Source organism: Leptospira wolbachii serovar Codice str. CDC (assembly GCF_000332515.2).
GTDB lineage: Bacteria > Spirochaetota > Leptospiria > Leptospirales > Leptospiraceae > Leptospira_A > Leptospira_A wolbachii.
The window spans coordinates 193,349-219,846 of the sequence record NZ_AOGZ02000016.1 but is presented as its reverse complement, the minus strand read 5'-3'; the positions used below and the strand labels follow the sequence as shown (position 1 = coordinate 219,846).

The window sequence follows — 26,498 nt, the reverse complement described above, 5'->3', positions numbered from 1 at the left end:
TTTATTTCCCGATCCATTTGGTTTGGGCTTTTTCCATAAATTCCACGATGTTTCGTTTCATGTGGATGAAATCATCGATCCCGAGAGATTCTGCTTCTTTGATGAGGTCTTTCGGATAACCGGCAAGTAACTTCCAAGAGTTTGGCAATTGGGTCTTCATCTCCGAGGTAAATTCGGAAAGGTAGGTCGCATACTCTTCGTCAGACGAACATAAGACTACAATGTCGGCACCCAGTTCTTTGGCCCGAGCAACTCCTTCCTTGACCGAAGGAAATCCAAGCGAATCAATAATTTCATACCCAAGGCAACCGAGAAAATTCGAACTAAAACCGGCCCTTGCTTTCCGCATGGTTAAGTCACCTAGGGTAAGTAAAAATATCTTTGGGAGTTTTTTCCCAGAAGCCACATAGGCATCGGTAATATTTCTCCATTTGTCAAATTCATACGAAAGGCGAATGGGGGCCAAACGTGCGTAAGTTGACTCAGTGGAAAAGTGATTCAGTTTTGTTGTCTCTTCTAAAGATTTTGTAAGCTCAGGATGTCTTTCTGAGGGAAGCGGGTATTGGTTTGTACCAAGTAGGATTTCTTTTTTGGTAGCAAGGGCATCTCTTTTTTTGTCTGCCCGTGATTTGATTTCTTTTTGGATATTTCCTTTTTTTAAGGCCTCTCCAAATCCACCTTCGGTTTCCAAAGTTTGGAATTTGGCCCAAGCAGTTTCTGCTAGTTTTTTGGTAAGGACTTCCAAATAATAAGATCCAGCCGCAGGGTCTTCCACTTTGTCGAGAAAGGACTCATAACGAAGGAGAAGTTGTGAGTTTCTAGCAATTCGTTTGCCTAACTCTTGTTGTGCGGAGTATTCAGAGTCGAATGGCAACACAGAAACAAAATCTGCACCACCCATGACCGCAGACATAGCCGCTGTAGTTCCTCGTAACATGTTTACATAAGGATCGTAGGCTGTGAATTGGAAACTTGAAGTTCTTGCTACGATGAGAGCCGGAACGGTTTCCCCAAGCCCAGGTTTGTAGGCATTTAAAATTTCCGTCCAGAGGATTCTCATGGCTCGGAACTTTGCGATTTCTGTGAAGTAGTCGGAGCCAATGCCCATCCAAAACCAAATGTTGGAGGCAGCATCTTCAATGGAAACTCCAACATCTATATGACGGTTTAAGTAATCCACTCCCCAAGAAAGAGAATAGGCCAATTCCTGTCCGATGGAAGCACCTGCATCACGTAAGTAGTAACTGTGAATTCCCACACCAGCAAATCCTTTGGATCCAGAAAGTGTAGAAAATGATTTTCCAATGTTTGTTTCTTCTGTTCCTAGTTCCCCATACAGAAGTGCAATTCCATAAGGATCAAAATCACCAAGTACAGTGTTATGCGAAGACGTGAGTTTTTTTAGTGAGTCAACAAAGGATACCGTTCTTGTTGTTAGAGAAACTATAAGCGGAAGATTTCCCGTAAGGCCGGCAAGTTTTTCTAGGTCAGTAGATGAGTTGATTTTTAATCCGAATGGATTTCCTTTTTCTTCATGGGAAATAAGGATCGCAGCATCGGCACCTTTTTTGGGAAGGTCGTTCAATTCCGATTCAGAGGTAATTGTTTCCGTGACATTCCATCCGGGGTTTCGTTTGTAAACTCGTGGAATGTCAGTGGTATCTTCTTTGCGGTAGAAGGGTTCGATTTTGAAACCTTCTTCTGTTTCCCAAGTGACTTTGTCCCAAGGGTTGCCTTTTAAATCTTTCAGGATTTGGTTTTTCCAATCCTCAGTCGAAACTTCAGGAAAGTCTGAAAATAGAAATTCGTTCAATTTATTCCTCTACGATTTGGTAATCTTCCATATAACCTGGGAAGTCGCCTAACCCACGTGTGAAGGTAAACTTAGCAGGATAAACAACTAGACGTCTACCAGACTGCAAGAAAGTACCCGACATCAGTGTGAAAGGGGAGGCGACAATAAAGGCAGCGGTCCCAACTAAGGTTCCGGCAAGTCCCATGGGGCGTGCCAAAATCAAATCGATCAACATTTCGCCACCAGAGGGCACTTCTCTTGCGGACAAAGTCTGGGTCCATAAGAGACAAATTAAGAAAAGGATGGACAAGGGTCGTGTTTGTTTCATAGGCTGATCACTCGGGCTTTCATCTGATGAAATCTCGAGAATGATATCCCTGTAAAGTAAGAAATATGGCTAAAGAAATTGTTTTGTTTGTTCTCTATTCTGTTGTGCATCTTTTTGCGATCGCTACGATCACAAAAGAGGATGCCTTCTATCTCCCTTCGAAAATCATTCCCATTCTGATCCTCATTGTAGCGCTCTTTCGCTACTTTCCCCAATTGGAAAAACGAGGGAAATTGATTGCGGTTGGCCTTGTGTTTTCCCTTTTTGGAGATAGCTTTTTAGCCTTACCAAAACAAGGATACTTTGTTTTTGGGTTGGGTTCCTTTCTCATTGCACAATTGATCTACTCTTATGCGTTCACGTTGGACTCAAAAATTAAACCCCTGCTTGCAATCCCATTTTTACTCTTTGGGTCTTCTTTTTTTCTTGTACTGGTTCCAAAACTTGGATCGCTTCTCATTCCAGTTGGTGTATACATTTCAGCAATTTGTTTGATGGGTTGGCGTGCTGCTGCTAGAAATTCTGTGTCCAAACCTTTCTACTTGGGCCTACTTGGTGCATTGGTATTCATTTTATCCGATTCTATTATTGCCTATTCTATGTTTTTAAAACCAGAAATGGACAGATTCACTGCATCTATGGGAATTATGGTAACTTACTATATTGCTCAAGTGCTCATCTACTCAGCTACAAAGGCAGAAGAGTTGGATTTTCAATCTGTGAAAAATACTTGATTCACTTAAAACTCACTAGTATCGTATCTATGGTTTTTAAAAACCGGGGAATGGGATTATGAAATCGCTAAAAAAAACATCCTTTATAGAGGCAGTTGCGGCCGCAATTGAACACGAAGTTCAATGTTTCAATTTTTATTTAAAACTTTCCGAAAGTTTACCGGAAGGCCAAATCAGAGAACTTTTCAGCCAACTTGCGTTAGATGGTGATGAGCATATTAAATTCATCAAAGACATCTATAAAAGTGCAGAAGGAAAAGAACTTCCTAACTTAAAACAACTTTCTGAAATAGAAAAGTTTCATTCTTCGACCATCCAAAAGGTAATGGATCGGTTAGATCGCAATAAAAATGAAGAAGTGAAAGCTGACGAAAGAAAAGCAATAGAGCTTGCTATCAGAGAAGGGGAGGATGCGCGTAATTTTTATGCCACCATCCGAAACAAATTCCAAGATCCAAAAATCAATTTGTTATTCCAAAAATTGGCTAACTTTAACGAATCCAATAATTCGCTTTTAGAAGCACAAGCAATGGCAATGGAACAGTCCACCCCTGCGGACCAAGTTTTCTACTGGGAAGATGAGGAGTTGATGGAAGAGGTCAATCGTTCTTCTAAGCTGTCACCAAAACCAAAAGCTTCTAAACCGCAAACGGCAAAAACAAAACCATCTGCTAAAAAAACTTCTAAACCAGCCAAACCAGCAAACAAGAAGTCGGCGAAGAAAGCTGCAAAAAAGGCACCAAAAAAAGCCGTAAAAAAAACAGTGGCGAAACCAAAAGCCAAACCCGCTAAGAAAAAAGGTAAGAAAAAATAGTGAAATACCAAGTAACTCATACATTTCCCGTTTCCCTCGAAAAACTCCTTCACGCCAGAGAAGAGAGATACAAACATCTAGATCAGTTCCCTGATTTAAAAAATGTAACTCTATTGGAAGAAACGAAAGAAGGGAATATCATTCGCCAAAAACGGAAAGTGAGTTTGGAAGGTTCTATGCCTGCCGTTCTATCGGCAGCACTGAACGACCTTTCTCTTTTGGAAGAATCCACTTTTGATATTACTACCAATACTCATGAATTTAAAATCTCTCCTCCGGGAAAAGACAATGTGTTTGTGATCAAAGGGAAAAGTAAATACGAAGCGGATGGCCTTGAGTCCAAACGTTCTTATGATGTAGATGTGATTTCTAGTCTTCTTTTTGTTTCTCCCATTGTGGAGAAGGCCATCGAAGAAATTCACAAACATAGTTTGGAAAAAGATAGAAAATCCATCGCCAAATTTCTGGGGGTCGAATCCTAAGTAAGAAGTGAAGTCTTCTTCTCCTAGCTTTTTACGATCTGTATTGGAACTCAATTTGACGATCCTCATTATGGGGAACGTCACTTTGTTTGCCAAACTCCTTCCCTTTCCTGCAGTCACGATCATCTCCGGTCGGGCACTATTTTCTGTCATTTTACTCGGACTCTTCTTTTTGCTTCGTGGTAAGTCTGTATCCTACCGAAGTTTTAAGGACTTTTTGTTTGTATTTGGAATTGGAATTTTATTTGCTTTGCATTGGGTGACTTACTTTCACTCCATCCAAGTGTCCACTGTGGCAGTCGGGATGTTGTCTCTTTTCACCTATCCTGTGTTTTCTGCACTCATCGAACCTTTGCTTGGTGGAAAACGCCCCGATCCTTTTGCATTCTTTTTGGCTTGTTTTTCCTTTTTTGGGCTTTTCCTCATTGTACCCGATCTTTCTTGGAACAACCAAATGTTCCAAGGAGTGGTTTGGGGTGTGGTTTCGGCAGTTCTCTATGCGATTCGGAATCTACTGACTAAAGAAATGCATGTTCATTATCCTAGTGCCCAAATTCTTTTCACCCAACTGATTGCCACTACCTTGGTTTTACTTCCCTTTGCCGATGGACTATTTGTAATGTTGGCTGAACCCAAATACCTGTTGTTCCAGGTGGTGCTTGCTGGGATTTTTACCTCACTTGCCCATACTATTTGGATTCGCAGTTTATCAAATTTATCGGTAACTACTGCGGGCACTTTGTCTACCTTAAGTCCGATATACGGAAGTTTGGCGGCCTGGTATTTTTTGGGAGAGGTGCCACCCGAAAGGCTTTGGTTAGGTGGCGGTGTGATTTTGTTTTGTGCAATTTTAGAGGTGTTTCGGAAAAAAGCGGAAAGTGAGAATACCGCTGTTTTGTGGGTTAACGAAAAATAAAATTAAAAATTAAGAAAATATTTAGAATAAAGTTTGACTTACTTCAGAAATTTTAGTCTCTAATCTCCCTTTGTAGAAATAATAAATTTCCACAAAGGAGCAAATTTTGAAAAAAATTAGTTTAATCATCGCGTTGGCAGTTTCTGTATCAGCTTTCCATTGCCAGTCAGGAGAAAAAGTAGGGGCCGATGAAGGTCGGACCATTTTAGAAGGTAGTTGGGTATTAACAAACAATTGTGTCAAAGACCCAAGTTCCAATGTTTCTGCTTGGCTTATCATTAGCAACAATCGAGATATCAAATCTTGTTATAAAAAAACAAGCAGTGTGGTTAAAGGACAGATCACTGGCTCAGAAGGGAACTATAATATCAATTGGCAAGTAGGTCCTGCTTCGACTGCACAGTATCCAGTGGGAGGTCCTTTGAATCTTTTTGGAATGACTACTGCGGGAGTTACGGTTTGTTACACTCGGACAAAAACCTTACCGGCTTTTTGTAAGTGATTGGCAAGGGGAAAAATTTAAGTACCAACTGTTTGTAAAATTAAATCTAAACTTCAGCGCCACCGATTGCAGCGGAAATCCTTTCTGGTTGGATAACTATGTTTGGTACAGGCTACCCTTCCAGAAAGATTGAAGCGTAAAGCGGGATCGCCTAATGGATGCAATATGGATATAAAAATCCATCGGCGAGGCGCACCCACTAGTTTCCCGAAAAATTTAATTCATTCGTGTAAGTGATGGATGACCTGAATTAGTTTCTCTTGTACTTCTTTGGCGATTTTTTCGAGTTCGGGATTTTGAACTAACTTCGTCATGGTCATGGGATCAAAGATAGAGACTTTGGTTTCCCCATTTTTTTCTTCGGTGACAACAACGTTGCAAGGTAATAATAGTCCAATTTCATCGGCTGTTTGGAGGGCTTTGTGCGCAAAACCAGGGTTACAGGCTCCAAGGATGGTATAACGTTTGAAATCGACTCCGATTTTTTCTTTGAGTGTGTGTTTAACGTCGATGGTGGTAAGAACGCCGAAACCTTCTTTTTTTAAAGCTTCGGTTGTGTCGGTGATGGTATCTTCAAAACTCTTTTTTCTGTGAACGGTTAGTCCTAACATAAATCCTCCGTTGTCCTATACCCCATAGGGTATGGGATTCGAAACGAAGTTGCAAGAGATTTTTGGTTAGGATTTGAAAAAGATCATTCTTTTTTCGGGAGTTTTTGCATCTCTTCTACGCTAGGAAGCTGAGTTGATATATGACGAATTTCCCCTGTGGAATTTAAAAGGAAGTATTGAGGGAGAGGGTCGGTTTTTAAAGAAGCAAACCGATCATCCAAAATGAGGGTTTCGAATTCCTGTTCTCTGGGAGTGTAGTTGAGAAGGACATAGGTGCCAAGGTCTGGTTTTCCTTCGCCACATTCGAGCCCTTGCAACATCTCACATCGAGATTTGGTCACAGAAAGGAGAATGAGTTTTCCTTCACGAGAAGCCTGTCCAAAAGCAAAAGATTTGTTATGGCCCCAATGGATTTCTTCACTCACCATTTCATTGAGTTTGATATAACCATAAACCAGTAATAAAATAAAAAGTGGCATGGATAAAAAACCAAGCAGGTAAAAAACGCGGGAATATTTCTGCATACTGGACAATGGAACCTAAGGGTCTGGTTCCCGCCAAGTTGAATTTTTAATCTTTAGTAAACCCAAATTTTCAAAAAAAACTACACCTTCTTCTTCCTATATCAAATCTGGTTTAAAGAGAGAAACCTTAGGAGAAATCAATGGAGATTTGGTATACCGAAAAATTGGAATTAGAAAAAGGCCGTGCTGTGAGTTACCGGGTAACAAAAACAATCGAAAGCCTACAATCTCCGTTCCAAAAAATCGATATTTTTGAAACACAATCCTTCGGTAGAATGTTTACACTTGATGGTGTAACGATGGTTACAAATAAGGATGAACATTCTTATCATGAAATGATTGCCCATATTCCCATGATGAGCCATCCCAACCCGGAATCCGTTCTTGTAATTGGTGGGGGAGACGGGGGTACGGTTCGTGAAGTATTAAAACATCCTTCTGTCAAAGAAGTTGTGTTATGCGAGATTGACAAAGCAGTAGTAGATATTAGTTATAAATACTTTCCAGAATGTGCAGATGCTATGAAAGACCCTAAGGTCATTCATTATTATGATGACGGAGCAAAATTTGCGAGAGAGAACAAAGGCCGCTTTGATGTGATCTTGGTGGATTCCAGTGATCCTGTGGGGCCTGCAGAAGTTTTATTCAAAGAACCATTCTTTCGTGATATGGCAAGTGCTTTAAAACCAACGGGAATCATTGCGACACAAGCGGAATCTTTTTGGTATCATGGAGACGTAATCTCATCTCTCTTTGATTTTATTCCAAAAATTTTTCCTGAGTATGGATACTATTACACGACCATTCCTACATACCCTTCGGGGATTATTGGGTTTACTTTTTTATCCAATGCGATTGATCCTTATTCCGTGACACCTGATCCAAAACGTGTTCCGAAAGGACTCAAATACTATAGTCCTGAAATTCACAAAGCCGCTTTTGTTCTTCCTGAATTTGCAAAAGCTTATATCAAACGAAAAGGATAAATCTTTGTGAAATGGATTCCCGTTTTCTTTTCCTTGCTTCTGGTTTTTATTCGTCCAAATGTTCTTTGGGCCCAGGAAACAAAAGCAACAAAGTTGGAATTAGAGGCAGAATCCTATGAAGAACGTGGGTTCCCAAAAAAGGGAGAAGAGATCCGTTCGAAAATCAAACGGATTCGGGCCGATCAGTTTCGAGATCGAAATCCGCAAACCGAATTTATTTCACCCACAAAAAGTATCCCGGCAACCAATAAGGGTTCTTTGGAATTCCACCAAGGGACTTGGGAGATTGGATTTCGGAGTTTTGACCAATTTGGGATGTTTTCTACAGGGAATGATTCTGCGTCAGACGACGGACGCATTGCCTTTCAAGCAGGATCACCGTATTACCCTCGTTCGCCTATAGGTTACCAAAACATTCGAAGCCTTCCTTTGGCCTATGATATAAAAAATCCTTACGAATTTTCGCGATCTTTTTCGCCGAGGGTGGCATACAAACACAATTCGGCAAAATGGGGTTTGGAATATATATATTTTCAATTTCAAACAACAAACGATTATCTTTCTATAGGATTTGTTGGAGTACCACAATCAGCTTATCACTCTGATCGATTGTATAACGCTGAACATAAGTTAGTGGTAAAAATTTATGAGGAGTATTCTCGTTCGATTGCTTATAGTTGGGATTTTGGCATCCGAACGGGCTCCTTTCATACCAATTCAGTTTTTTCCTCCCAATCTCTAGCGCAAACTGGTATTATGCGAGATTCCATGCGGTATCTAGCTCCGAGTGCTGGCTTTAAGTTTTATCATAAATTAGGGGAAGGATTCTCCTATGAATTGGGAGGGGATTTATTCCTTACTCCTCTCGGTAGGCTCAATTACAGAAGGGATATTTTAACACAAAACGGTGGTGCCACAAGGTTTGGAGAAGGTATCGTCGCAGGTGATGAGGCATATTCCTTATTTTCAGAAAAACCACTACAAACAACAATTGTGGGTTTGGATATACTCGGACAATTCAACTGGCAGCCGTTAGAACACCATAAATTCCATTTAGGGTTTCAGGTAATTCAATATATTTGGAGGGCTAACGAATCTTATGCGCCTGGAATCCGAGCGTTAAATCAGGAGTCTTTCCATTCGGGAGTTAGGGATTATTATTTAAGTTCTGCATTCTATGAAGCGGATGGTCGGGACAAACGTCCTTCCCGAAGTTACTCGATTTCGAATTTATACATTGGGTATACTTATGTTTTTTAAAATTAATTTTTATACGATATCGCTTTTACTTAGCTCATTTTTAGGGATGGGCTGTGGGATTTCTCTTCGAGTGTACAGGCCTTTCCCAAAGGAAACTGCTTTTGAATTTGTCAAAAAGATGGATCATATCCAGATTCAAGTCAAAGATGAAAATCGAATGAAAATGGCCATCTATGACGGGTATTTTTCAGGCCCTGAGGGACTTCCTAATGAATACGGTCCATTGTCTTATTTGATACGCAAAGAACTTTCTATGCGAGGGAATCGTTATCCTTTGTTAATCGACAGAGGAGGAAAGATTTTCGTCGATGAATTTCAGCTAGTCTCTCTAGACAGATGTTCTAAAAACTTAAGTTTTGTGCGTTTGAAGGCGCGGATCCAAATTGTTGGTGGTGCTGAAGAAGTATTTTCTTATTATGATGAAATCGACTCTAGGGTCACCAATTGTTACTTAACAGGGAGTATATTAACAATAGTGCCATTGATTTGGTATGTGCCATACAATGGATTCCGGGGGAACCGAGAAGATCAGTTAAACCAATTGGGTAGAAATTCTTTATCAGAATTTTTTACAAAGTTGGAATCAGTATCAGGGTATAATGGGAGTTCGCCGGTAGAAGAAACTCAGCTACCAGAAACACCACCCACAAAACAGAAACAAACTCCCACCAAACAAGAACCAGTGGATCCGAAACTAAAGGAAATTCTTGAAAGTTTATGAAATCCCAAGTTCTTATCATTCTACTGTGGATTGGTTTTAGTCTCACAAATTGTTACTCTTTAGAGAAACAATATAATTATGGGAATCCTTATCTCCCAAGTCCCGAGTTTACCGAAGAAGATCCACAATTTGAAGAAGGCGAACCAGTCTGGATTTTGGACCAAACGGGGAACTGGATTTTTTCTCTTCCTTCCAAGTTAGTGCTTTGGAATCTAAAGGCAGACAACCACCATATTTCAAAAGAAACCAAAGACTATTTGATTCGTTATATTAAAGAAAATAATTTACGGGATGTAAAGGTTCGTTTCAATCAATATGCCCCCCTTTCGGAATGGAGACGACTTCCGAAAAATAAAAATATCAATCCTGTGGTTCGGTATTTTTTTGGTTCCATTTCTTTACTAGCTTATACATTTCTTCCGGGTCGGTTGTTTGCAGGAACGATTGGCGGAGATCATTATAATTCTTTTACAAATACAATCAATGTGTATTCTGATCTACCTCCTGTTGTCATCCATGAAGGGGGACATGCCAAAGACTTTGCTCAAAGAGAAAAAAGAACTCTCTATGCCGCCGTTTATGCGATTCCCGTGGTGGGAGCACTTTACCATGAAGCAAGGGCCTCTGACGACGCTATAAATTATTTTGCAGAAAAAAATGACAGAGAACAATTAGAATCTTCCTACGAGTTACTCACTCCAGCTTATTCTACTTATGTGGGAGGTGCCATTGGTGATGTCGTGACCAATCCCATTACCGCTGTTACTGTAATCCCAGGTCATATTTACGGTCGTTATAAAAAAAGAGACATTGACCTAGAAATAGAAAAGAGAAAACAAAAGATCCATTTTAAGGAACCCAAGTGAATCATAAATCTCAGTTCATTCAAAAATTCAATGTACGTAGAGACTCGCTAAAGTCTTTACTCTGCATTGGTCTTGATTCCGAGTTGGAAAAATTGCCTAAGGTGAGTTTGGATTCCAAAGCACCACTGGTTCATTTTGCGGAAACCATCGTTCGGTACACACATACTTATGCGACTTCTTGGAAACCAAACGTTGCTTTCTTTGAACGATTGGGTGCAGAAGGATACTTTGCTTTGGAGCATACGGTGCGTGTGATGCAGGAAGTTTCGCCGCAAGTACCCATAGTGATGGATGCAAAACGCGGGGATCTTGCCAATACCTCTAAAGAGTATGCAAAGTACTTTTTCCAAACCTTGAAAGTGGATGCACTGACCGTGAATCCATATATGGGTCGGGATAGTTTGGTCCCTTATTTGGATTTAGGTGGATACATTTTTGTCCTCGGTCTTACTTCCAATCCTTCTTCTACTGACTTTCAAAAACAAAAGTTGGTAGGCAGAGATATCTTTCTGTATGAAGAGGTGAGTGATCAGATGGCAAGACTTGCGGAAGAGTATCCCGACCAAGTGGGGCTTGTTGTGGGGGGAACTCATCCATCGGAGATCCAGTCCTTACGCGTGCGTCATCCAGAAATGTATTTTCTCATCCCTGGGTTTGGTGCCCAAGGGGGAGATTTAGAAGCTATCATTCAGGCATCAGGAAAACGATCGCTTATCAATTCTTCAAGAGGGATTACACTTAGTTCCTTAGAAGAAAACTTCGGACAAGTCGCAGAAAAGAAAGCAGAGGAAGTCCACTTACAAATGAACCAACTCTTTCTCTGACGGTCTAATCACCATCAGGGAAACAAGTGAAAGAAAGATTAGCCATTGTCGGCACAGGAATCGCAGGTTTAGGTTCCGCCTACTTTTTAAAAAATGATTTTGATTTAACCATATTTGACAGCGCCGATTATATTGGCGGTCATACCAATACAGTTATGGTAGAAGAGGATGGAGTTTCTATTCCGATTGATACTGGGTTTATTGTATTCAATCATGTCACCTATCCAAACTTAATTAGACTTTTCCAAACATTGGATGTTCCGACAAAAAAGTCGGATATGTCTTTTAGCGTACAACATGATCCCACCAAATTAGAGTTTTGTGGGTCGGGCCTAACCGGGCTTTTTGCGCAGAAAAAAAATCTCTTTCGGCCTCGGTATTTGAAGATGTTACTAGAGATCGACCGGTTCAACAAATCGGCTCCTAAGATTTTGGAAGATCCCAAATATGATACTTGGAATTTGGGCCAGTATATGGAGGCCTTTGGGTTTGGGAAAGACATCCTGAATTTTTATCTGATTCCCATGAGTTCGGCAGTTTGGTCCACTCCACCTGATTTGATGTTAGAATTTCCTGCCAAATCACTCATTCGGTTTTTTTACAATCATGGATTTTTGGGACTGAGTACCCAACACCAATGGTATACGGTGGATGGGGGATCCCATGAATATAGCAAACGAATCATCGCTCCTATTAAGGATCGTTTTCGTCTGAACACTCCGGTAAAACAAGTGAACCGGACCGCTGGTGGGAAGGTGGAACTTGCGTTTGGTGAAGGGAAAAGAGAAATCTTTGATAAAGTTTTACTTGCGACTCATGGCCATATTTCTGCGAAATTGTTAGGAAATCCGACGAAATGGGAGAGTGAGTTACTCCCACTCTATCGTTACCAACACAATACGGCGACACTCCATACGGATGCGAGTGATATGCCAAAGGTGAATTCTTGTTGGTCGAGTTGGAATTACAAAATCGTCGAGGGGCCAAGTGGGAAACAGGATCCTTATACCATCTATTGGATGAACCGTTTGCAAAACGTTTCTAAAAAGCAAAATTATTTTGTGACCATTAATGATCCAGACCGAGTGGCAAAAGACAAAATCATAAAAAAAATTGATTATGAACACCCACTATTTTCCGTTGAGGCATCACTGGGGCAAAGTCGTCTGCCAGAGTTAAACGAAACAGGTCCCATTTACTACGCAGGTGCTTACTTCCGGTATGGATTCCATGAAGATGGGTTTTTATCTGCGGTAAATGCTGCGCGTAGCATTTTAAAAAGGGATCCATGGACTTAAATTCTTGTATGTATGAGGCGGATGTGTTCCATGCACGAACCGCACCCATTCCCAACAAATTTCAATATCGGATATTTAATTTTTATTTGGATTTATCCGAAATAGACCAGTTGTCAAACAAAAGCTTCTGGTTTTCGAGAAACCGCTGGAACCTCTTTTCCTTTTATGACAAAGACCACATCCAGTTTGGAAAAGAGTACGTTTACGAAAACATAAAGTCCTTCCTCGAAACCTCTGGGGTGACAAGACCTATCGGAAAGATATTTCTACTAACCAACCTTCGTATCTTCGGCTACGTATTTAATCCTGTCAGTTTTTACTATTGTTATGATATTGCTGGCGAACCACTAGTTTCCCTTGCGGAAGTAGGAAATACCTTTGGAGAGATCAAACCTTACTTTGGATATTTTAAAAAAGCCAAGGGGACCATTGCTGATCCGGAAGTGTACATTCGAGAGAAGAAGAATTTTTATGTCTCTCCTTTCATTCCCTTAGATTCCGAATTTGAGTTTCGATTGAACATACCAAAGGAACAATTACAGATTGGTGTCGACTCTTTTGAAAATGGGAAACGGATTCTTACCACTTCCTTTCTTGGAAAAAAAATTCCATTTCATTCTAAATACTTATTAAAACTTTTTACCCGATTTCCTTTCATCACCGTCAAAATAATAACATTGATTCATTGGCAAGCTTTCAAGTTATGGATGAAAAAAATTCCATACATACAGAAAGACCAAAACTTAGAAAAACAAACAGGAGTTCCCCTTGGAGAAATCACAGAACCAGTCCCTCTTACAAGACACGATTGATTCAGAACTTTTTACCGAATTAAAGAACAAGTCTACCGTCGAACAATTTCCTATTTACAGGAAGATATTTTTTAAAGCAATGAGTTCCATGAAGAGGGGATCCCTTCGAATGATCCTCCCTGATGGAGAACAAGTGATCATTGGAGATCCTAATGCTTCTGTAGATTCAAAATTTCATTCAGCACTTGTTCATGTAAAAAATCCAATTTTTTTCAAAAAATCAGTGTTATACGGTGACATTGGATTTTCAGAATCTTATTTAACGGGAGATTGGGACACCGACTCCATTGAAAATGTGATTTCATGGTTTATCTTAAATGTAGATGACAGTCCTAGCCTATCCGGTGCGAAGAAAAAACTATTTCACCTGGATTTGTTCAATTTAGGTAACAAATTCCTACATTTTCTAAGAAAAAACACATTAACGGGGAGTAGAAAAAATATAGTAGAACATTATGATTTAGGGAATCATTTTTATAAATTGTTTTTAGATCCGACTATGACTTATAGTTCTGCTTATTTTGAATCACTTGAAGAAACACTAGAAGAGGCTCAGACTAAGAAAGTAGATAAACTTTGTCAAAAATTAAAACTGAGTCCGGCGGATCATCTTTTGGAAATTGGAAGTGGTTGGGGTTTTTTATCAATTCATGCCGCAAAAAATTATGGATGTAGAGTCACAACCATAACCCTTTCTGAAGAACAATATGCTTTTGCTAAGGAAAGGATTCAGAAAGAAGGGCTGTCTGACAAAATAGAAATTAGGATTCAAGACTACCGCAAGTTAGAAGGACAGTTTTCTAAGATTGTTTCTGTGGAGATGTTAGAGGCAGTAGGAGATGCATTTTATGAAACCTTCTTTCAGAAATGCCAGGACCTTCTCACAAGAGATGGAATTATGGCTCTCCAAGTCATCACTTGTCCAGACTCTCGGTTTACATCTTTCAAAAATGGAATCGATTTCATTCAGAAACATATTTTCCCTGGTTCTCTTTTGCCTTCCATTGGGCGGATGAACCAAGCCATCAACCGCACGGGTGATATGTATCTATTTCATCTAGAAGATATGGGTCTTAGTTATGCGAAGACTTTACGGATTTGGTTAAAGGCATTTGAAGAAAATTTAACTGAGGTAAGAAACCAGGGTTACAGTGAAACTTTTATCAGAAAGTGGAGGTATTACTTGGCGTATTGTGCTGCTGCTTTCCAGATGAGAAATATCAGTGTCATCCAGTCGGTATATGTTAGACCAAACAATCTAAATATCTAATTTGATTCCCGTCGGAAACTACCGGTGTGCAAGTCACACTGGCAGTTTCCTATCCAAAAAACATCTTGCCAAAGAAAACCCAAAACTTTACTACTCTGTCTATGAGAGAAACGAAGTCTGTATTTACCTTTGATGAACCAATAGAAAAATTGTGGTCGGGTGTTACCGTCTATGAAGTGTTAGTCCATTGGTTGGCGGATGAGGTAAGAGGAAGGCCGAAGGTTGGTGGAGATTTCTCATGGACATGGAAATTGGGACTTGAAGGTGATTTTACTACTCACGGAATCTATAAAAAAATTGAACCATTAAAAGAATTGGTTATGGAGTGGAAAGACCATCCTGCAGACCCTGCTGGAACAATCTATTTGCAATTATTATTTGAATCTTTGGGTTCAAATCAATCCCAACTAACTATAGTTAATGGAGGATTCCCGGATGGGGATGGTTCCGATGTATGGATTGATGGGGCAAAAGAGGCATGGGATGGACAGGCGATTCACTTAAAAGACTTTCTAAAACAGAATCCGGATATCACAAAATTTTTTAAAAAGACTTGATCTCTAGGGCCTTTCTAAAATCCTGGTAAAAGTAAGGGTTGTTAAGGAGGGTTGGAAGATGGAATATCCCGAATTGGAAACGTATTTCCAGAAATTAACTGATATAACAGACCGTATCGCAATGATGAACAATCATTTTGATGCGACACCTGAGATCGACATACCACAGTTATCTGAGTTTTCCGCTGACATTCAGTCAAAGGATTGGGAGAATACGGACAGAGAGTATTATGAACTCTTCACCAGTTATTTTACCTTCCATGTGAAGACTGTGGAAGAAATCATTCAAGAAGCACGCGAGATTCTGAATCCAGAAAATCGAGAGTATGTAAAAAAATTAGTAAGCCACATCCGTAACTCAGATGATTGGTTTGTAAATCTCAAAAAGAAACGCAAACTTGCTCGTACGCAAGTTGCTTAAACTTCCTCTCCCTTGACCGAAAGCTCGGGGGAGCCTCTTCAATTCGCTTTACAATTAAATCAGTTTCCTTTCTCCTTTCAGATATGCTCAAGGCACGGTTTCTTTTTTACCCGGTTATCCTTTTACTATTTTTGTTTTTGGTCGATTCTATATTTCGAATCCCCTATATTCAGACGATTACTAAGATTGATTTAACGGCAGTTAACTATAAGGCCAAATCAGATTTTTTAAAAAAGTTGGTTTCTGAAAAACCGGGGGTCAATTCTCCAAAAACAAAAAAAATCATGTTAATTTTGGGATCCTCGCGCCTTCTTTATTTTGATCATGATGAGTTAGTTTCTTTTTATCCAGATTGGGAGATTTATAATCTTTCTTCGGCAGTAACAACTCCTGCCTATTACGACTTCCAACTGACAAAGGTGTTGGATGCAGGGATCAAACCAGATTTGGTCATTATGGAAACTGATCCAAACCAATTTAACCAAAATTCGGTATTTAAAAGTTCTAACCTTACTTATAGTTTCGATCTGCCCTATGTAATTTCGAATTTTACTTTATTTGGAAAGGATCATGTTTCCTTTTTTCTTGGCCGTAAACTTTTTGCCGTAGGAACTTATAAACCTTATATCGATCAAATGTGGAGGAACTATAAAAATCCATTTTTAGAGAATGCCTTTGTCATGCATAAGGATACTTATGATTATATCTTATCTCACAACGGGAATGGGTTGTCCCCCGTAGATAATTATATGGAGAAGGATTCCAACTCCTTACAAATGACAAGCCATAGAACTTTGGATTGGTTATTTGCATCTTATGTTCGTAGTCAGATGCAGTTTGGTTTTTATGAAAAAATTTTGAACCGTTTGCAGGCGGAGAAAATAAAAACCATTATCGTATGGCCTCTTTCTTCACCAGACTTTGAAACCTTGATGGAAAAAGAAACTTTAGTGAAAACTTGGGAGAAAGAAATTGATGACCTTACAGGTAAATATAATTTCCCACTTTTAAAGTTGAAAAATGATCCATCTTACACTTGTAATGCGTTTGCCGATGGTGGTCACGTAGCAAAGGATTGTTATCGCAGTTTGATGCGATCTATTCTACTGGAATACTTTCGAAAGTACGAGCCGAATCATTTGTAAATTCAATTCCGCAAATGGGTACAGGTCCAGTAGTAGGAGTTTCTTCTATTACTGATTTGAGGGACCGAGGTTTTTTGGGAATTGTGGGTGTGGTTGCATCTTCGTTTGTCTGTACATACTTGACACTAACATTGAGTCCTGCAGGAGAATCTGCCCAAAAGAAGACCCCCTTTGTACTCCCCGCTGCCACTCGTCCATAATTCTTTCTCGAACTTCCCGGGACGGTTGGAGTTGCTGTATTGTAAAAGTTTGTAGAGCCTTGTTTGATTGATAAGCGATTGACTGTCGGTAATACTGGATTTGCAATGATTCTTAAGAGGGAAGGGCTGTTTGCCAAAAGGTAATTTCCAGAAGCAGAAGATAAATCGACTGTAGCGGGTGCGGCTCCATCGGCACTTACGTATTCAACAGAAGAAAGATTGTTTGTAAGTCCAAAACTTTGTGCCACAAGTAGGGAATACATTCGAAAGAATACCTCCGAATTTTGAGAGCCGAGTAGGGTAGAATTAAAATTCGCGGAGGATCGAAACAAACTGATTAAATTTCCCGTTGTATTTGCCCGAGTCCCCGCGCCTGAACCAATCACAGTAGCTTTAAAAAAGTTTTGTTTTTCCGCTTCTGTGGTTCCTGAACTATCATACAAGTAGCGCATAAATACATAAGCAAAAGAATATTGTTTTAATATATCGGAACTGCTATTATCCCAGTCTAGAAGTGATACTCCATTGATGCCATCCAAACAACGAGAATCGGTCACACCCGAATAACAATCCATACGGCTGTTTTGCGGTCCATACCCTGCAATGTCGCTGGCGACTTCGCTTGTGCCTTCATTGATCCAAATTTCATCGTTATGATTTGCAGCACGCATTCTTGGGAATCGAAGTAGGTGTTGGAATTCGTGAGCTGCGGTAGAAGCAAAGGCATTTGGATCGCGAGTGAGCGCTGCTATCAGTTCTTTTCCATCCATATACAAAACTTCTGCATAATTAGATCGCACGCGAGACAAAAAATTGTCGGGGAAAAAATTGATAGGATCGTAATATCCTGCCACGTAAGCACTGTTTGCTGTGGCTCCATCCCGGATGTCCATCACGAGAATTTTTACTTTTCCATCACCGTCAACATCACTCGGTGTACCAAATGTTGCAATGAGTTTGGGATAAGTAGTTGTATCAAAATCGCGAGCAAACTTTACTAAATCGTAGTTAACGGATAAGGACCTTTCTTTATACACTTCAACATTGGTTCCAGAACTGACTAAATCCACAGGTACACAGACACTACTTTGTGATACTAGATCCCTGGCCCAAAGATCGGGTCCATTCAAACAACTGCCACCGAGTAATGAGTACAATCCAAGGAGAAGGATAAGATCGTCATTTTTTTCTTTTGGGGAATTTAGCGGATTGCAATACGACGTGAATGATGTTATGAAGATGATAGGAATAAGGATCAGTCGTTTTAAATGCATAAATTCCTAATAGTGGGCTTTGTTGCCCTGATTATCTTTTGGACGAATCCAAACCACGCAAAGTCGTTAGAGGGTCTTTATTTTTCAGAGCAACTGCCAACAGAGAACGGGTATCTAATATTAGGGATAGAGATTTTTACGGAAAAGGGAAAGTCTTTTTATAACGCCCAAGAGCTCCGTTTCCAAAATTCCCGCGGTTGGGAAGAGGTATTGTTTGTCGGAAAAGTCACAAGAGAAGGTCAAGACCTCCTCCTCACTCCAGAAGCTTGTCAAATCCGTGCCACAGATACCTGGGGCAAAAAAATGGCACTTCTACGAAGGTTTGATTGTGATCATTTACAGTTTCGATTGGGAACTCGGGAATCGGGTTTGTTTGTAATCTCGGAATCCTTACTGGGAACTAGGAAAGAAGTTATTTTGCCTTACGTTTTAGATCCAGTCGCAGGGAATCCAGTCGCAGTACGGTTTGAGGCACCCCAGATGACTACAGAAGGCATTTGGGGCTTTCATTTGAATGGACTGGGTGGGAAGAACCCTGAATGGGCCTGGAATCCTTCTAAGCAGAAGTGGGAACCATTCCAAGGCTACCGAACCCAGGAAGGCCTACAATTCTACCGGTGGAAACGAACCTTTTCTAATTGACCCACGGCTTCGTTTCAGGGACTTTCCTTTTACATTGAAAAAGATCAGAATTGGGGTCATTGCGGCTGCCGGAAAAGGAACCCGAGCATATCCCCGAACCAGTTTCATTCCAAAACCTCTCTTCGTCATCGAAGGTAAGTCCATCCTCCACCGAAATGTGGAACTTATGGTAAAGACCTTTGGGATTGAAAAGGTCTACGTTTTGGTAGGTCATCTCAAAGAACAAATCATCGCAGAGATTGATCATATTCGTTTGGTTATCCCTAAAGTGGTGATTGAACCTGTGGATTGGACAGAGAAAGGGTTGGCTTCCGATGTGGCGAGCCTGGAAAAAACCATCCATGAACCTTTTTTAACCATCCTTGGTGATGAATTCTATTACCGAACCGATCATGATATTTTTTTAAAGGTTTTTAAAAAACATCCACAAATGGCAGCTTCCATTGGGATTGTAAAAACATCCTTACTGTCTAGAATTCGAAAAAACTATTCCGTTGTATTAGAGAATGATAAAATACTAAATTTAGTTGAAAAACCAGAGAACCCTCCCAATGAACTTTTAGGATTAGGGAGTTATTTTTTTACACCTGAGTATTTTGAGTTTTTTAAAAAAACACCCGTTTCTCCAAAATCAGGTGTAATTGAGATAACGGATGTTATTGATAAGATGGCAAAAGAGTCCAAAGGAGGGGTGTATGCAACTATGCTTAGTTGTGAATATTTCAACATTAACTCTATGCAGGATTATTATCATGCAGTTTATGAAGTAAGAAATGATTTATTCCATAAGTTTAAAACAAGTTTAGTAATCCCAACTAACAATAACGAAAGATCCATCACAGATGTGATTGTAGACTTTAAAGATAAATTTAACGAAATCATAGTCATCGATAATGAATCGACGGATGAAACTTTGGCCCTCAGTAAAAAAGAAAAGGTCAAAACTTACACTTTTCCTGGTGATGGGGATCCCACAAGATTGGGAGAACAAGTGAGAAGGGGAATTGAATACGCAACAGGTGATATCATTGTTGTGGTTTCTCCCGACGGATCTTTTAGGTCCAAAGACTTCCCTAAATTATTAGAATACATGAAAGATTCCGACATGGTGATTGGAACTCGCACCACAAGGCAGATGATCGAACAAGGATCGAACCTCAAACCACTTTACCGTTTAGTAAATTTACTGATGGGTAAATTGGTGGAGGTGTTTTGGTGGGGACAAGAACCGAGGTTTACCGATGTGGACTGCCAGTTTTTTTCTGTTTGGCGAGAGTCTTATGAACGAGTGAAACCACAGTTGGTTGTGGAAGATCGTAAGTTTATTGTAGAACTTATGATAGATATTGTTAGGTCTCATATGCGTTGTATAGAAATCCCCGTTTCCTATTTTAAACCAGTCGGACAAGTGGAATATCGGTTACGTGATATGATTTCAGATTCATTCCATATAATGAAATTGATTATTTCAAAAAAGTTTTACCTAGGAGAAGATCGCGATGGCGAATAAAGTATTGGTAACAGGCGGATGCGGATTTTTAGGATCCCATGTTTGTGAATTATTTCGTAAAGAAGGTTGGGATGTTGTTAGTTTTGACAACATGACCAAGTATGAATTAAAAAGAACTGGATACGGTTCGGATGCAACTCGTGATTATAACTGGAATTATCTGAAATCGATTGGTGTCACTATGGTGAAAGGTGACATTCGGAACTTAGAACATTTAATGGATCGTTCGGCTGATTGTGATTATATCATTCATACGGCAGCACAACCTGCGATGACTATTTCCTGGGAAGATCCTGAGTTAGATTTTTCAACGAATGTAATCGGGACTTTTAATGTGATGGAAGCAGCTCGTAAACACAAAATCCCTGTTGTGAATACTTCTTCGATTCATGTTTATGGGAACTCCATTAACGATAGTTTAACAGAAGGTAAAACTTCTTATGAAAGAAATCCTGTTGAAATTTCTGTAGAACAACCAACTATGGTGGGCCAAATTTCTCCTCTTCATGCCTCCAAAATGAGTGCGGAACACTATGTTCGCTCTTATACGGATATGTATGGTGTAAAAGCTGCAAGTTTCCGTTTTACGGGTATTTACGGTGAACGTCAGTTTGGTGGTGAGGACCATGGTTGGGTAGCAAACTTTGCGATTCGTTCTGTGTTCGGTCTACCTCTGCGTATTTTTGGAACTGGAAAACAAACAAGAGACATCTTACATGCAGAAGACGGTGCCAAATCTTATTTAGAATTTTTTAAGAATCCGATTCCAGGTGTTTACAACATTGGTGGTGCAAGCCCTCATAAAATCTCTCTTTTAGAATGTATTCATCTGATTGGCGAAATTCTTGGCAAAAAACAAGAAATTCTTTTTGAAGTAGAAAGACCGGGTGACATGCGTTATTTTATCTGCGATATCAAAGAAGCAAAAAAATTCGGATTCAATCCAAAAATCCTACCGAAAGAAGGTGTAACTCGACTTCTTAAGTGGATTGAAGCGAACAAAGACGTATTCAATATCGCCGGAAATTAGAATGTCAAATAAAACTCTGGTTATCATTCCGGCGTACAATGAAGCCGCAACCATTGAAGAAGTGGTTCGTGGTGCTATTGTGTATGCTGATGTTTCTGTAACGGACGATGCCAGTAAAGATGCCACACCGACAATATTGGCCAACCTACAGAAAGAATTTGGGAAACGACTTCATGTCATCCGGCACGAGAAAAATACTCATATCCCAAAGGGAATCCAAGATGGAATGAAGTATGCTGCGGACAAAGGATATGACTGGGTTATTACAATGGATGCCGGTTTGTCGCATGACGCAGGTTATCTAAAAGAGTTTCAAACTTTTCCCAATTGTGATTTGGTCATTGGTTCCAGAACCTCTACTGTGAATGTTCCGATCTATCGTAAGTTTATTTCCTGGCTCGCAGCCAAAGTCATGAACTATTGTTTATCAAAAGGGATTTTTAATCTTTTTGGGGCAAATTTACGAGACTGCACCAGTGGATACCGACGGTATTCGAAACCAATGTTTCAAAAAATTGCAGCGTATCCTTTGGAATCAGTTGCCTTTGATTTCCACATGGAAGCCCTTTCGATTGTTGCAAGAAACGATGGCACCATTAAAGAATTACCCATTCGTTATATTTTTTCTAATAGTAGCTTCAATCGGAAAGTGTTGAAACTGGCCATTCAATTTGCTAAAAAACTTTTGTTACGAAAATGGAAACTGATCCCACAATACCCGTAAACAAATCCCGTTTCAGCTTGAAATGGAAAGTATTCATCGTCACCTGTAGTTTATTAGGTGGTATTTTTTTATTAGATAGACTCCTATTTTTTGAACTTTATTTTATGTTTCCCAATGAAACGGAATGGGATTCCTCTCCTTGGTACAATTTCATCCATAAAACAAAGGAATTACAATCTTCAAAAGACAAACATAGAAGCATAATTGCGGGAAGTTCCGTTGCCTTGTATTCGGTTCTACCAGACGAACTCAATCAAAAAATAGATTCTAAAACAAAGTATTCTTTTTTTTCCCATGTGGCCATGGCTCCCACAGACCTTTATTATTATAAAGAAAATCTTTTGGATTCCCATCCGAACTTGGTTGTCTATATACATAACTTTGCTGATTTGCAATGGGAATACCAAGAACCTAATTTCGGAAAATTTCAATTCAATGAAGATAAATGGGTAAAAGAATTTGGCGAACGGTATCCTGCAAAAACGATTTATCCAAGGACATATTTAGAAGACCATTGGACCGAATTACCGAGAAAAACAATTTCCAAATTGGCCACAAAGTCTTTATTTTATGTTAGCCGGTTTAGAGTTTTCTTTTTGGATCCTATCGAGGTTTATATAGACAACCACTTCCGAAGTGGAAGAAAATATCATCTCTACCAAGGAGAAAAACCAAAAGAAGGAATTTGGTCAAAGGGATGGACAAAAGAAACGGCAACTATTGTTTGTTCTGAAAAAAAATCAAAAGAATCTATCTTTTTCCAGAAACCAAAGACAAAAATAAGGTTTCGTTTTTTTACAGATACAAACTCTTTTCCCAATCAAAAACCAATTCAAGAAATTGAAAGAACCTTTGAACATTCTGGTTGGAATGATTTGGAATGGAGTTCTTTGGTTCAAAATTCAATGGATTGGTCGGTGGTCCAAATCCAAGTATTGTCCGAGTTATCTTCGGCAAAAGAAGTGAATCTGATTCGTTATGGTAAGGATGAGCCTGTTGGCGTTCGGTTGTCTCACTTTTTCTGTAAAACTTCAACGTTGGGAAACAGATCGTACTCTCGCGGTAGTTATTGGGATGACACTCGTTTGGTGACGATGACTGTCCCAGAATTTCAAGCTGACTACTTTGAACGTATGATTCGAGATGCAGGAACAAGAAATGAACTTTGGAGATTGCATTTTGTGCGGGAAGCTAAAAAAAATGTGAATTCTATCACTTTCGAACCTTGGTTAGAATTCAACCGTATCCTTACTGTCTCTGATTATTTTTACCAACATCAAATCCCTTTTGTATTAGTTTTAAGTCCTGAAAATCCTATTGAATTCGATTTTTATAAAAAATCAAAATGGAGAAAGGATTGGATTTCGCACTTAAAATCTCACTTGGAGACACGAGGCCAAACCTTTATTGATCATACGGAAGCCGTAAGCGATGTACGATACTTTTTTGATCCGCATCATCTAACTTACGAAGGTGCTCATTATTATAACTCTATTTTCTCTGCTTCTTTAGAAACGATAATTTCAAAATCAAATCCGTAATCTGGAGTTACACTGATGGTACAAAAACGTTTATTACCAATTTTTTTATTCTTTAATTCAAAACAGTGGCTTACCGTTTTATCTTTTTTTCTGATCTGGGGTGTTTCCACTTTAGGGTACTGGAAAAAATATGAATGGAATCCCACTTCTATGGTAAATTTTGGTTATGAATTCGCAATGCAAAATCAGGCGGAAACACCAGAAAAGGCAGTTCTATTTAAGGGAGAGGCGGGGGATTTGGGTGCAGGTTATGACGGCCAAATTTTTTATTACTTTTCGAGACCCCTTTCTGAATTCAATCTCAATTGGCCAAAAGGATTCGACGAGTCTTATCGGGCACCAAGGATCGGCTATCCGCTGTTAATTGCTTTATTTGGGTTGTTTGGAAAAACAGCTGCCATTTTTGGAATGTATTTTTGGAATATATCTCTAATACTTCTTTCCTACTTCTATTTGCGTAAGTTATTGAATGAAGAAACAAAACCATACGCCATTTTATACTTATTAAGCCCTTTTGCATTGGGAAGTTATTATGTACTTGTAAGTGATACCGTAATGGTTTCGATTCTTATCATCGCCTATTATTACTATGTAAATAAGAACTATCTTCCTTTTATAATCCTTTCCAGTTTGGCAATCCTAACTAAAGAGCCTGCTTTGTTTCTGTTATTTCCTTTGGGTCTTGCCGCGGTTTTTCGGAAAGATTGGAAACGAATTATAATCGTTGGATCGGTCCTAATTATTCCTGTTTGTTGGCATTTGTATTTGGCCTATCGTTTCCCTAATTGGAGACCGGGCCGACTAACAGACTTTATTTTACCATTTGAGGGGCTCATTTCATATATGGAATCCATTTGGAGGTTACTCGGTAGTGGTACGAATTGGAAAGACTTGGCTCGTTTATTCTCAAGGTTCCCGCTTGTCATTTTATTTTTCCTTGGATTATTTTTACCTTTCACTGGCAAAATAAGTAAGGGTTGGGAGTTTCGAATCTCTTTTTTTCTGATTATGTTTATGGTAGGAACTGCGGGGTATTACCATTTTTGGTCTGTTTATGAAAATGTATCCCGAATGTTTACTCTATCCATCCCAGTTTTATTGTTATTACTAAACGAAGACAAAAACATTCGGAAACAGGAGTATATTTTATTCACTCTCTTTATTCTCTTACTTTTTCTTGTAAAGGTTCTACTCATTTCTAAACAATTGAGTTACCAAGTAGGATTTATTGGATTCTAAAAATTAGAATCCTTTTGAATTTGAAAACTTTGTTTTGCTTCTGTATTTATTTTTTGGATTTCTTCTTTTTTAAAAATCACTTCGAATCCATCCGTCATCACAAAACGGATGTATGCTGAATCAGACTCTTTGACCAAACTCTGTAATTGGTCCAAAGATTGAATTTGTGTTCCATTCATTGTTTTTAAAATCAATTGGTGGGCCGTATGATAGGCTTTATTCCCTGAGAGGGGTAAAACTTGTGATAAAAAAACAATTTTACCCTCGTTAGAATTTCGTTTGATACGATAGAAATCATTCAGATAAAGAAGTTCTTTGCTTACGCGGTTCCTCCACTGATTCCCATGTTCTGTTAAATATTGTTCAGATAGTTCTTGGAAAATGATGCCAGCTAACATTAAATATTTGGGAGTTTGAAATCTGGAATTTCCATAAGGAATGCGAATGGCAGACTCCGGCAACGGTTTTAAATCTAATTCAAGAGTCGCAGGCTTTTTATTGCGAAATACTTTCAGTTTGATTTTTTTCCCGAAGTGAGAATCTGCATCATTGGTATTATGAAATAAATAAGATACATTCAGTTTACCAAATTTGGGGTGATCGAAATATCCTTTTGGATCTATTTTGAAATTGGAAACTTCGAGTAGGACGTCCTCTAATTGTAAAACTCCATCAGCAGAAGAACCCGGATAAATCTCAGCCACGAGCACTCCCAAATCATCTTTTCTGAGTCCATAGTGGTTTCTTGTGGCACTGTCTATCAGTGGTTTGAAACGGAATCCTTTAAATGGGAAATTTTTTCCGTCTATAAAGTGTTTGATGGAAAAAGAAGGAATGACTCTGCCAGAATTGTTTTCTTTGAATTGGTATAAAATGCCTTGGGGAATTCTTGCCGTGGCATCTACAATCAATTCACCCACACCGTCCAATTTTTCTTCGGATTGAATTTCAATATAGGGAAGTTCCATATAACCGCTTGAGTAGGAATCCATATCCAAACGAATCATTCTGATTTTTTTTTCTTCCAAAGTTCTTTGGTCTTTGCTTTCCATAACAAGACCAGTTCCCGGTAGAAAAACTTCGTTAGGAAAAGAGACGGCTTTTAAATCTTTAGAAGCATTGGGGTCATTGAATTTTAAGATAGCGAGTCCTAAGTCTGGATCTAATCGTTCTAATTCTGCTGTGTATACTTTGAGAGCATCTGGTTTTTTGATTTCAATACTTGTATAAAAATACACTGCCTGTGCAGGGATCAGAATTCTATTATCTCCAATATAAATTCCAGTTGATTGGCGAATCTCAGGTGTTTTGAATCTCCAAGGTTGGATAAAGTGTGGGTACTGAACGGTTACCTTTACTTGGAGAATAGAGGCATCCGTCATTGCAACGGGAATGGATTTTCCAAATAGAGATCCTGTTAGAAAGAAAAGAAGAACGAAGGTGAATCTATTTTTTTGATTCAAAGACAACAT

The 26,498-nt window shown here is 39.3% G+C and carries 28 protein-coding genes; 22 read left to right on the top strand and 6 right to left on the bottom strand.

What is annotated here, in order from left to right; translation table 11 throughout:
- Window position 1 precedes the first annotated feature (1 nt).
- A complete protein-coding gene (locus tag LEP1GSC195_RS18495) occupies window positions 2-1,813 on the bottom strand; it encodes a methylmalonyl-CoA mutase family protein (protein WP_015683051.1) in 1,812 nt (603 codons plus the stop codon).
- Between the two features lies 1 nt (window position 1,814).
- A complete protein-coding gene (locus LEP1GSC195_RS18490; protein ID WP_083901935.1) occupies window positions 1,815-2,123 on the bottom strand; it encodes a hypothetical protein in 309 nt (102 codons plus the stop codon).
- Window positions 2,124-2,188: 65 nt separating this feature from the next.
- On the opposite strand from LEP1GSC195_RS18490, the gene LEP1GSC195_RS18485 reads away from it, so the two are divergent.
- The 5 genes from LEP1GSC195_RS18485 (at window position 2,189) to LEP1GSC195_RS18465 (ending at window position 5,571) form a co-directional block, all read left to right on the top strand.
- Entirely contained in the window at window positions 2,189-2,857 is a 669-nt protein-coding gene (locus LEP1GSC195_RS18485) for a lysoplasmalogenase (protein WP_015683048.1), read from the top strand.
- A gap of 58 nt (window positions 2,858-2,915) precedes the next feature.
- Window positions 2,916-3,671: a ferritin-like domain-containing protein gene (locus LEP1GSC195_RS18480; RefSeq protein ID WP_015682947.1), complete on the top strand. Its 756-nt coding sequence runs from the start codon at window positions 2,916-2,918 to the stop codon at window positions 3,669-3,671.
- A complete protein-coding gene (locus LEP1GSC195_RS18475) occupies window positions 3,671-4,153 on the top strand; it encodes a DUF2505 family protein (RefSeq protein ID WP_015682920.1) in 483 nt (160 codons plus the stop codon). The genes LEP1GSC195_RS18480 and LEP1GSC195_RS18475 overlap by 1 nt, the downstream gene beginning before the upstream one ends.
- Before the next feature lie 55 nt (window positions 4,154-4,208).
- Window positions 4,209-5,069 (top strand): DMT family transporter, encoded by an 861-nt coding sequence (locus tag LEP1GSC195_RS18470; RefSeq protein ID WP_015682871.1) that lies wholly within the window; start codon window positions 4,209-4,211, stop codon window positions 5,067-5,069.
- A gap of 106 nt (window positions 5,070-5,175) precedes the next feature.
- Window positions 5,176-5,571 (top strand): hypothetical protein, encoded by a 396-nt coding sequence (locus LEP1GSC195_RS18465; protein WP_015683018.1) that lies wholly within the window; start codon window positions 5,176-5,178, stop codon window positions 5,569-5,571.
- 221 nt (window positions 5,572-5,792) lie between these two features.
- Here the strand turns inward: LEP1GSC195_RS18465 and LEP1GSC195_RS18460 are convergent, their stop codons facing one another.
- Entirely contained in the window at window positions 5,793-6,182 is a 390-nt protein-coding gene (locus LEP1GSC195_RS18460; RefSeq protein WP_015682928.1) for a DUF302 domain-containing protein, read from the bottom strand.
- Window positions 6,183-6,265: 83 nt separating this feature from the next.
- Window positions 6,266-6,706, bottom strand: coding sequence for a hypothetical protein (locus LEP1GSC195_RS18455; protein ID WP_015682889.1), 441 nt, complete (start codon window positions 6,704-6,706; stop codon window positions 6,266-6,268).
- A 140-nt stretch (window positions 6,707-6,846) separates the two neighbouring features.
- On the opposite strand from LEP1GSC195_RS18455, the gene speE reads away from it, so the two are divergent.
- The 11 genes from speE (at window position 6,847) to LEP1GSC195_RS18400 (ending at window position 16,866) form a co-directional block, all read left to right on the top strand.
- The gene (gene speE / locus LEP1GSC195_RS18450) at window positions 6,847-7,692 is read left to right on the top strand and encodes a polyamine aminopropyltransferase (protein WP_015682824.1); all 846 of its coding nucleotides are present in this window, start codon (window positions 6,847-6,849) and stop codon (window positions 7,690-7,692) included.
- A gap of 6 nt (window positions 7,693-7,698) precedes the next feature.
- Complete coding sequence (locus LEP1GSC195_RS18445) at window positions 7,699-8,952, top strand: hypothetical protein (protein WP_015683046.1); 1,254 nt, start codon at window positions 7,699-7,701, stop codon at window positions 8,950-8,952.
- Window positions 8,942-9,673 (top strand): hypothetical protein, encoded by a 732-nt coding sequence (locus LEP1GSC195_RS18440; protein WP_015682893.1) that lies wholly within the window; start codon window positions 8,942-8,944, stop codon window positions 9,671-9,673. Before LEP1GSC195_RS18445 ends, LEP1GSC195_RS18440 begins: the two co-directional genes overlap by 11 nt.
- A complete protein-coding gene (locus LEP1GSC195_RS18435; RefSeq protein WP_015682838.1) occupies window positions 9,670-10,539 on the top strand; it encodes a hypothetical protein in 870 nt (289 codons plus the stop codon). Before LEP1GSC195_RS18440 ends, LEP1GSC195_RS18435 begins: the two co-directional genes overlap by 4 nt.
- Window positions 10,536-11,363 (top strand): orotidine-5'-phosphate decarboxylase, encoded by an 828-nt coding sequence (gene pyrF / locus LEP1GSC195_RS18430; protein WP_015683002.1) that lies wholly within the window; start codon window positions 10,536-10,538, stop codon window positions 11,361-11,363. Before LEP1GSC195_RS18435 ends, pyrF begins: the two co-directional genes overlap by 4 nt.
- Window positions 11,364-11,389: 26 nt before the next feature.
- The gene (locus LEP1GSC195_RS18425; protein WP_015682946.1) at window positions 11,390-12,661 is read left to right on the top strand and encodes an NAD(P)/FAD-dependent oxidoreductase; all 1,272 of its coding nucleotides are present in this window, start codon (window positions 11,390-11,392) and stop codon (window positions 12,659-12,661) included.
- A gap of 8 nt (window positions 12,662-12,669) precedes the next feature.
- A complete protein-coding gene (locus LEP1GSC195_RS18420) occupies window positions 12,670-13,473 on the top strand; it encodes a DUF1365 domain-containing protein (protein ID WP_015682930.1) in 804 nt (267 codons plus the stop codon).
- A complete protein-coding gene (locus LEP1GSC195_RS18415; protein ID WP_015682975.1) occupies window positions 13,430-14,743 on the top strand; it encodes an SAM-dependent methyltransferase in 1,314 nt (437 codons plus the stop codon). Before LEP1GSC195_RS18420 ends, LEP1GSC195_RS18415 begins: the two co-directional genes overlap by 44 nt.
- Before the next feature lie 101 nt (window positions 14,744-14,844).
- Entirely contained in the window at window positions 14,845-15,300 is a 456-nt protein-coding gene (locus tag LEP1GSC195_RS18410) for an SRPBCC family protein (RefSeq protein ID WP_040507259.1), read from the top strand.
- 58 nt (window positions 15,301-15,358) lie between these two features.
- Entirely contained in the window at window positions 15,359-15,721 is a 363-nt protein-coding gene (locus LEP1GSC195_RS18405; RefSeq protein ID WP_015682885.1) for a PLU-1-like domain protein, read from the top strand.
- A gap of 83 nt (window positions 15,722-15,804) precedes the next feature.
- Complete coding sequence (locus tag LEP1GSC195_RS18400) at window positions 15,805-16,866, top strand: DUF1574 domain-containing protein (RefSeq protein WP_015682921.1); 1,062 nt, start codon at window positions 15,805-15,807, stop codon at window positions 16,864-16,866.
- On the opposite strand, the gene LEP1GSC195_RS18395 is transcribed toward LEP1GSC195_RS18400, so the two are convergent.
- Window positions 16,820-18,340: a peptidase MA family protein gene (locus LEP1GSC195_RS18395; RefSeq protein WP_015682984.1), complete on the bottom strand. Its 1,521-nt coding sequence runs from the start codon at window positions 18,338-18,340 to the stop codon at window positions 16,820-16,822. The two genes, LEP1GSC195_RS18400 and LEP1GSC195_RS18395, sit on opposite strands and share 47 nt — an antisense overlap.
- On the opposite strand from LEP1GSC195_RS18395, the gene LEP1GSC195_RS18390 reads away from it, so the two are divergent.
- The 6 genes from LEP1GSC195_RS18390 to LEP1GSC195_RS18365 are packed head-to-tail and all read left to right on the top strand — an operon-like array spanning window position 18,335 to window position 25,026.
- Window positions 18,335-18,982: a hypothetical protein gene (locus LEP1GSC195_RS18390; RefSeq protein WP_015682866.1), complete on the top strand. Its 648-nt coding sequence runs from the start codon at window positions 18,335-18,337 to the stop codon at window positions 18,980-18,982. The two genes, LEP1GSC195_RS18395 and LEP1GSC195_RS18390, sit on opposite strands and share 6 nt — an antisense overlap.
- 34 nt (window positions 18,983-19,016) lie before the next feature.
- On the top strand, window positions 19,017-20,492 hold the full coding sequence (locus tag LEP1GSC195_RS18385; RefSeq protein WP_015683043.1) for a nucleotidyltransferase family protein: 1,476 nt from the start codon (window positions 19,017-19,019) through the stop codon (window positions 20,490-20,492).
- Window positions 20,482-21,522: an NAD-dependent epimerase/dehydratase family protein gene (locus tag LEP1GSC195_RS18380; protein WP_015682959.1), complete on the top strand. Its 1,041-nt coding sequence runs from the start codon at window positions 20,482-20,484 to the stop codon at window positions 21,520-21,522. The genes LEP1GSC195_RS18385 and LEP1GSC195_RS18380 overlap by 11 nt, the downstream gene beginning before the upstream one ends.
- A 1-nt stretch (window position 21,523) precedes the next feature.
- Entirely contained in the window at window positions 21,524-22,246 is a 723-nt protein-coding gene (locus LEP1GSC195_RS18375; RefSeq protein ID WP_015682898.1) for a glycosyltransferase, read from the top strand.
- A complete protein-coding gene (locus tag LEP1GSC195_RS18370; RefSeq protein ID WP_232227858.1) occupies window positions 22,219-23,787 on the top strand; it encodes a hypothetical protein in 1,569 nt (522 codons plus the stop codon). The genes LEP1GSC195_RS18375 and LEP1GSC195_RS18370 overlap by 28 nt, the downstream gene beginning before the upstream one ends.
- 15 nt (window positions 23,788-23,802) lie before the next feature.
- Window positions 23,803-25,026, top strand: a complete 1,224-nt coding sequence (locus LEP1GSC195_RS18365) for an AZOBR_p60025 family cell surface glycopolymer formation protein (protein ID WP_015683005.1) — start codon at window positions 23,803-23,805, stop codon at window positions 25,024-25,026.
- On the opposite strand, the gene LEP1GSC195_RS18360 is transcribed toward LEP1GSC195_RS18365, so the two are convergent.
- Window positions 25,023-26,498 (bottom strand): PDZ domain-containing protein, encoded by a 1,476-nt coding sequence (locus tag LEP1GSC195_RS18360; protein WP_015682854.1) that lies wholly within the window; start codon window positions 26,496-26,498, stop codon window positions 25,023-25,025. The genes LEP1GSC195_RS18365 and LEP1GSC195_RS18360 overlap by 4 nt on opposite strands.

Excerpts from the sequence above, each read along its gene's own strand:
- LEP1GSC195_RS18460 (WP_015682928.1), bottom strand. The coding sequence starts at position 6,182 with ATGTTAGGACTAACCGTTCACAGAAAAAAGAGTTTTGAAGATACCATC.
- LEP1GSC195_RS18480 (WP_015682947.1), top strand. The coding sequence starts at position 2,916 with ATGAAATCGCTAAAAAAAACATCCTTTATAGAGGCAGTTGCGGCCGCA.
- LEP1GSC195_RS18380 (WP_015682959.1), top strand. The coding sequence starts at position 20,482 with ATGGCGAATAAAGTATTGGTAACAGGCGGATGCGGATTTTTAGGATCC.
- LEP1GSC195_RS18440 (WP_015682893.1), top strand. The coding sequence starts at position 8,942 with ATGTTTTTTAAAATTAATTTTTATACGATATCGCTTTTACTTAGCTCA.
- LEP1GSC195_RS18365 (WP_015683005.1), top strand. The coding sequence starts at position 23,803 with ATGGTACAAAAACGTTTATTACCAATTTTTTTATTCTTTAATTCAAAA.
- LEP1GSC195_RS18405 (WP_015682885.1), top strand. The coding sequence starts at position 15,359 with ATGGAATATCCCGAATTGGAAACGTATTTCCAGAAATTAACTGATATA.
- LEP1GSC195_RS18375 (WP_015682898.1), top strand. The coding sequence starts at position 21,524 with ATGTCAAATAAAACTCTGGTTATCATTCCGGCGTACAATGAAGCCGCA.
- LEP1GSC195_RS18490 (WP_083901935.1), bottom strand. The coding sequence starts at position 2,123 with ATGAAACAAACACGACCCTTGTCCATCCTTTTCTTAATTTGTCTCTTA.
- LEP1GSC195_RS18420 (WP_015682930.1), top strand. The coding sequence starts at position 12,670 with ATGTATGAGGCGGATGTGTTCCATGCACGAACCGCACCCATTCCCAAC.
- LEP1GSC195_RS18400 (WP_015682921.1), top strand. The coding sequence starts at position 15,805 with ATGCTCAAGGCACGGTTTCTTTTTTACCCGGTTATCCTTTTACTATTT.
- LEP1GSC195_RS18390 (WP_015682866.1), top strand. The coding sequence starts at position 18,335 with ATGCATAAATTCCTAATAGTGGGCTTTGTTGCCCTGATTATCTTTTGG.
- LEP1GSC195_RS18395 (WP_015682984.1), bottom strand. The coding sequence starts at position 18,340 with ATGCATTTAAAACGACTGATCCTTATTCCTATCATCTTCATAACATCA.
- speE (WP_015682824.1), top strand. The coding sequence starts at position 6,847 with ATGGAGATTTGGTATACCGAAAAATTGGAATTAGAAAAAGGCCGTGCT.
- LEP1GSC195_RS18435 (WP_015682838.1), top strand. The coding sequence starts at position 9,670 with ATGAAATCCCAAGTTCTTATCATTCTACTGTGGATTGGTTTTAGTCTC.
- LEP1GSC195_RS18410 (WP_040507259.1), top strand. The coding sequence starts at position 14,845 with ATGAGAGAAACGAAGTCTGTATTTACCTTTGATGAACCAATAGAAAAA.
- LEP1GSC195_RS18455 (WP_015682889.1), bottom strand. The coding sequence starts at position 6,706 with ATGCAGAAATATTCCCGCGTTTTTTACCTGCTTGGTTTTTTATCCATG.
- LEP1GSC195_RS18360 (WP_015682854.1), bottom strand. The coding sequence starts at position 26,498 with ATGTTGTCTTTGAATCAAAAAAATAGATTCACCTTCGTTCTTCTTTTC.
- LEP1GSC195_RS18485 (WP_015683048.1), top strand. The coding sequence starts at position 2,189 with ATGGCTAAAGAAATTGTTTTGTTTGTTCTCTATTCTGTTGTGCATCTT.
- LEP1GSC195_RS18370 (WP_232227858.1), top strand. The coding sequence starts at position 22,219 with ATGGAAACTGATCCCACAATACCCGTAAACAAATCCCGTTTCAGCTTG.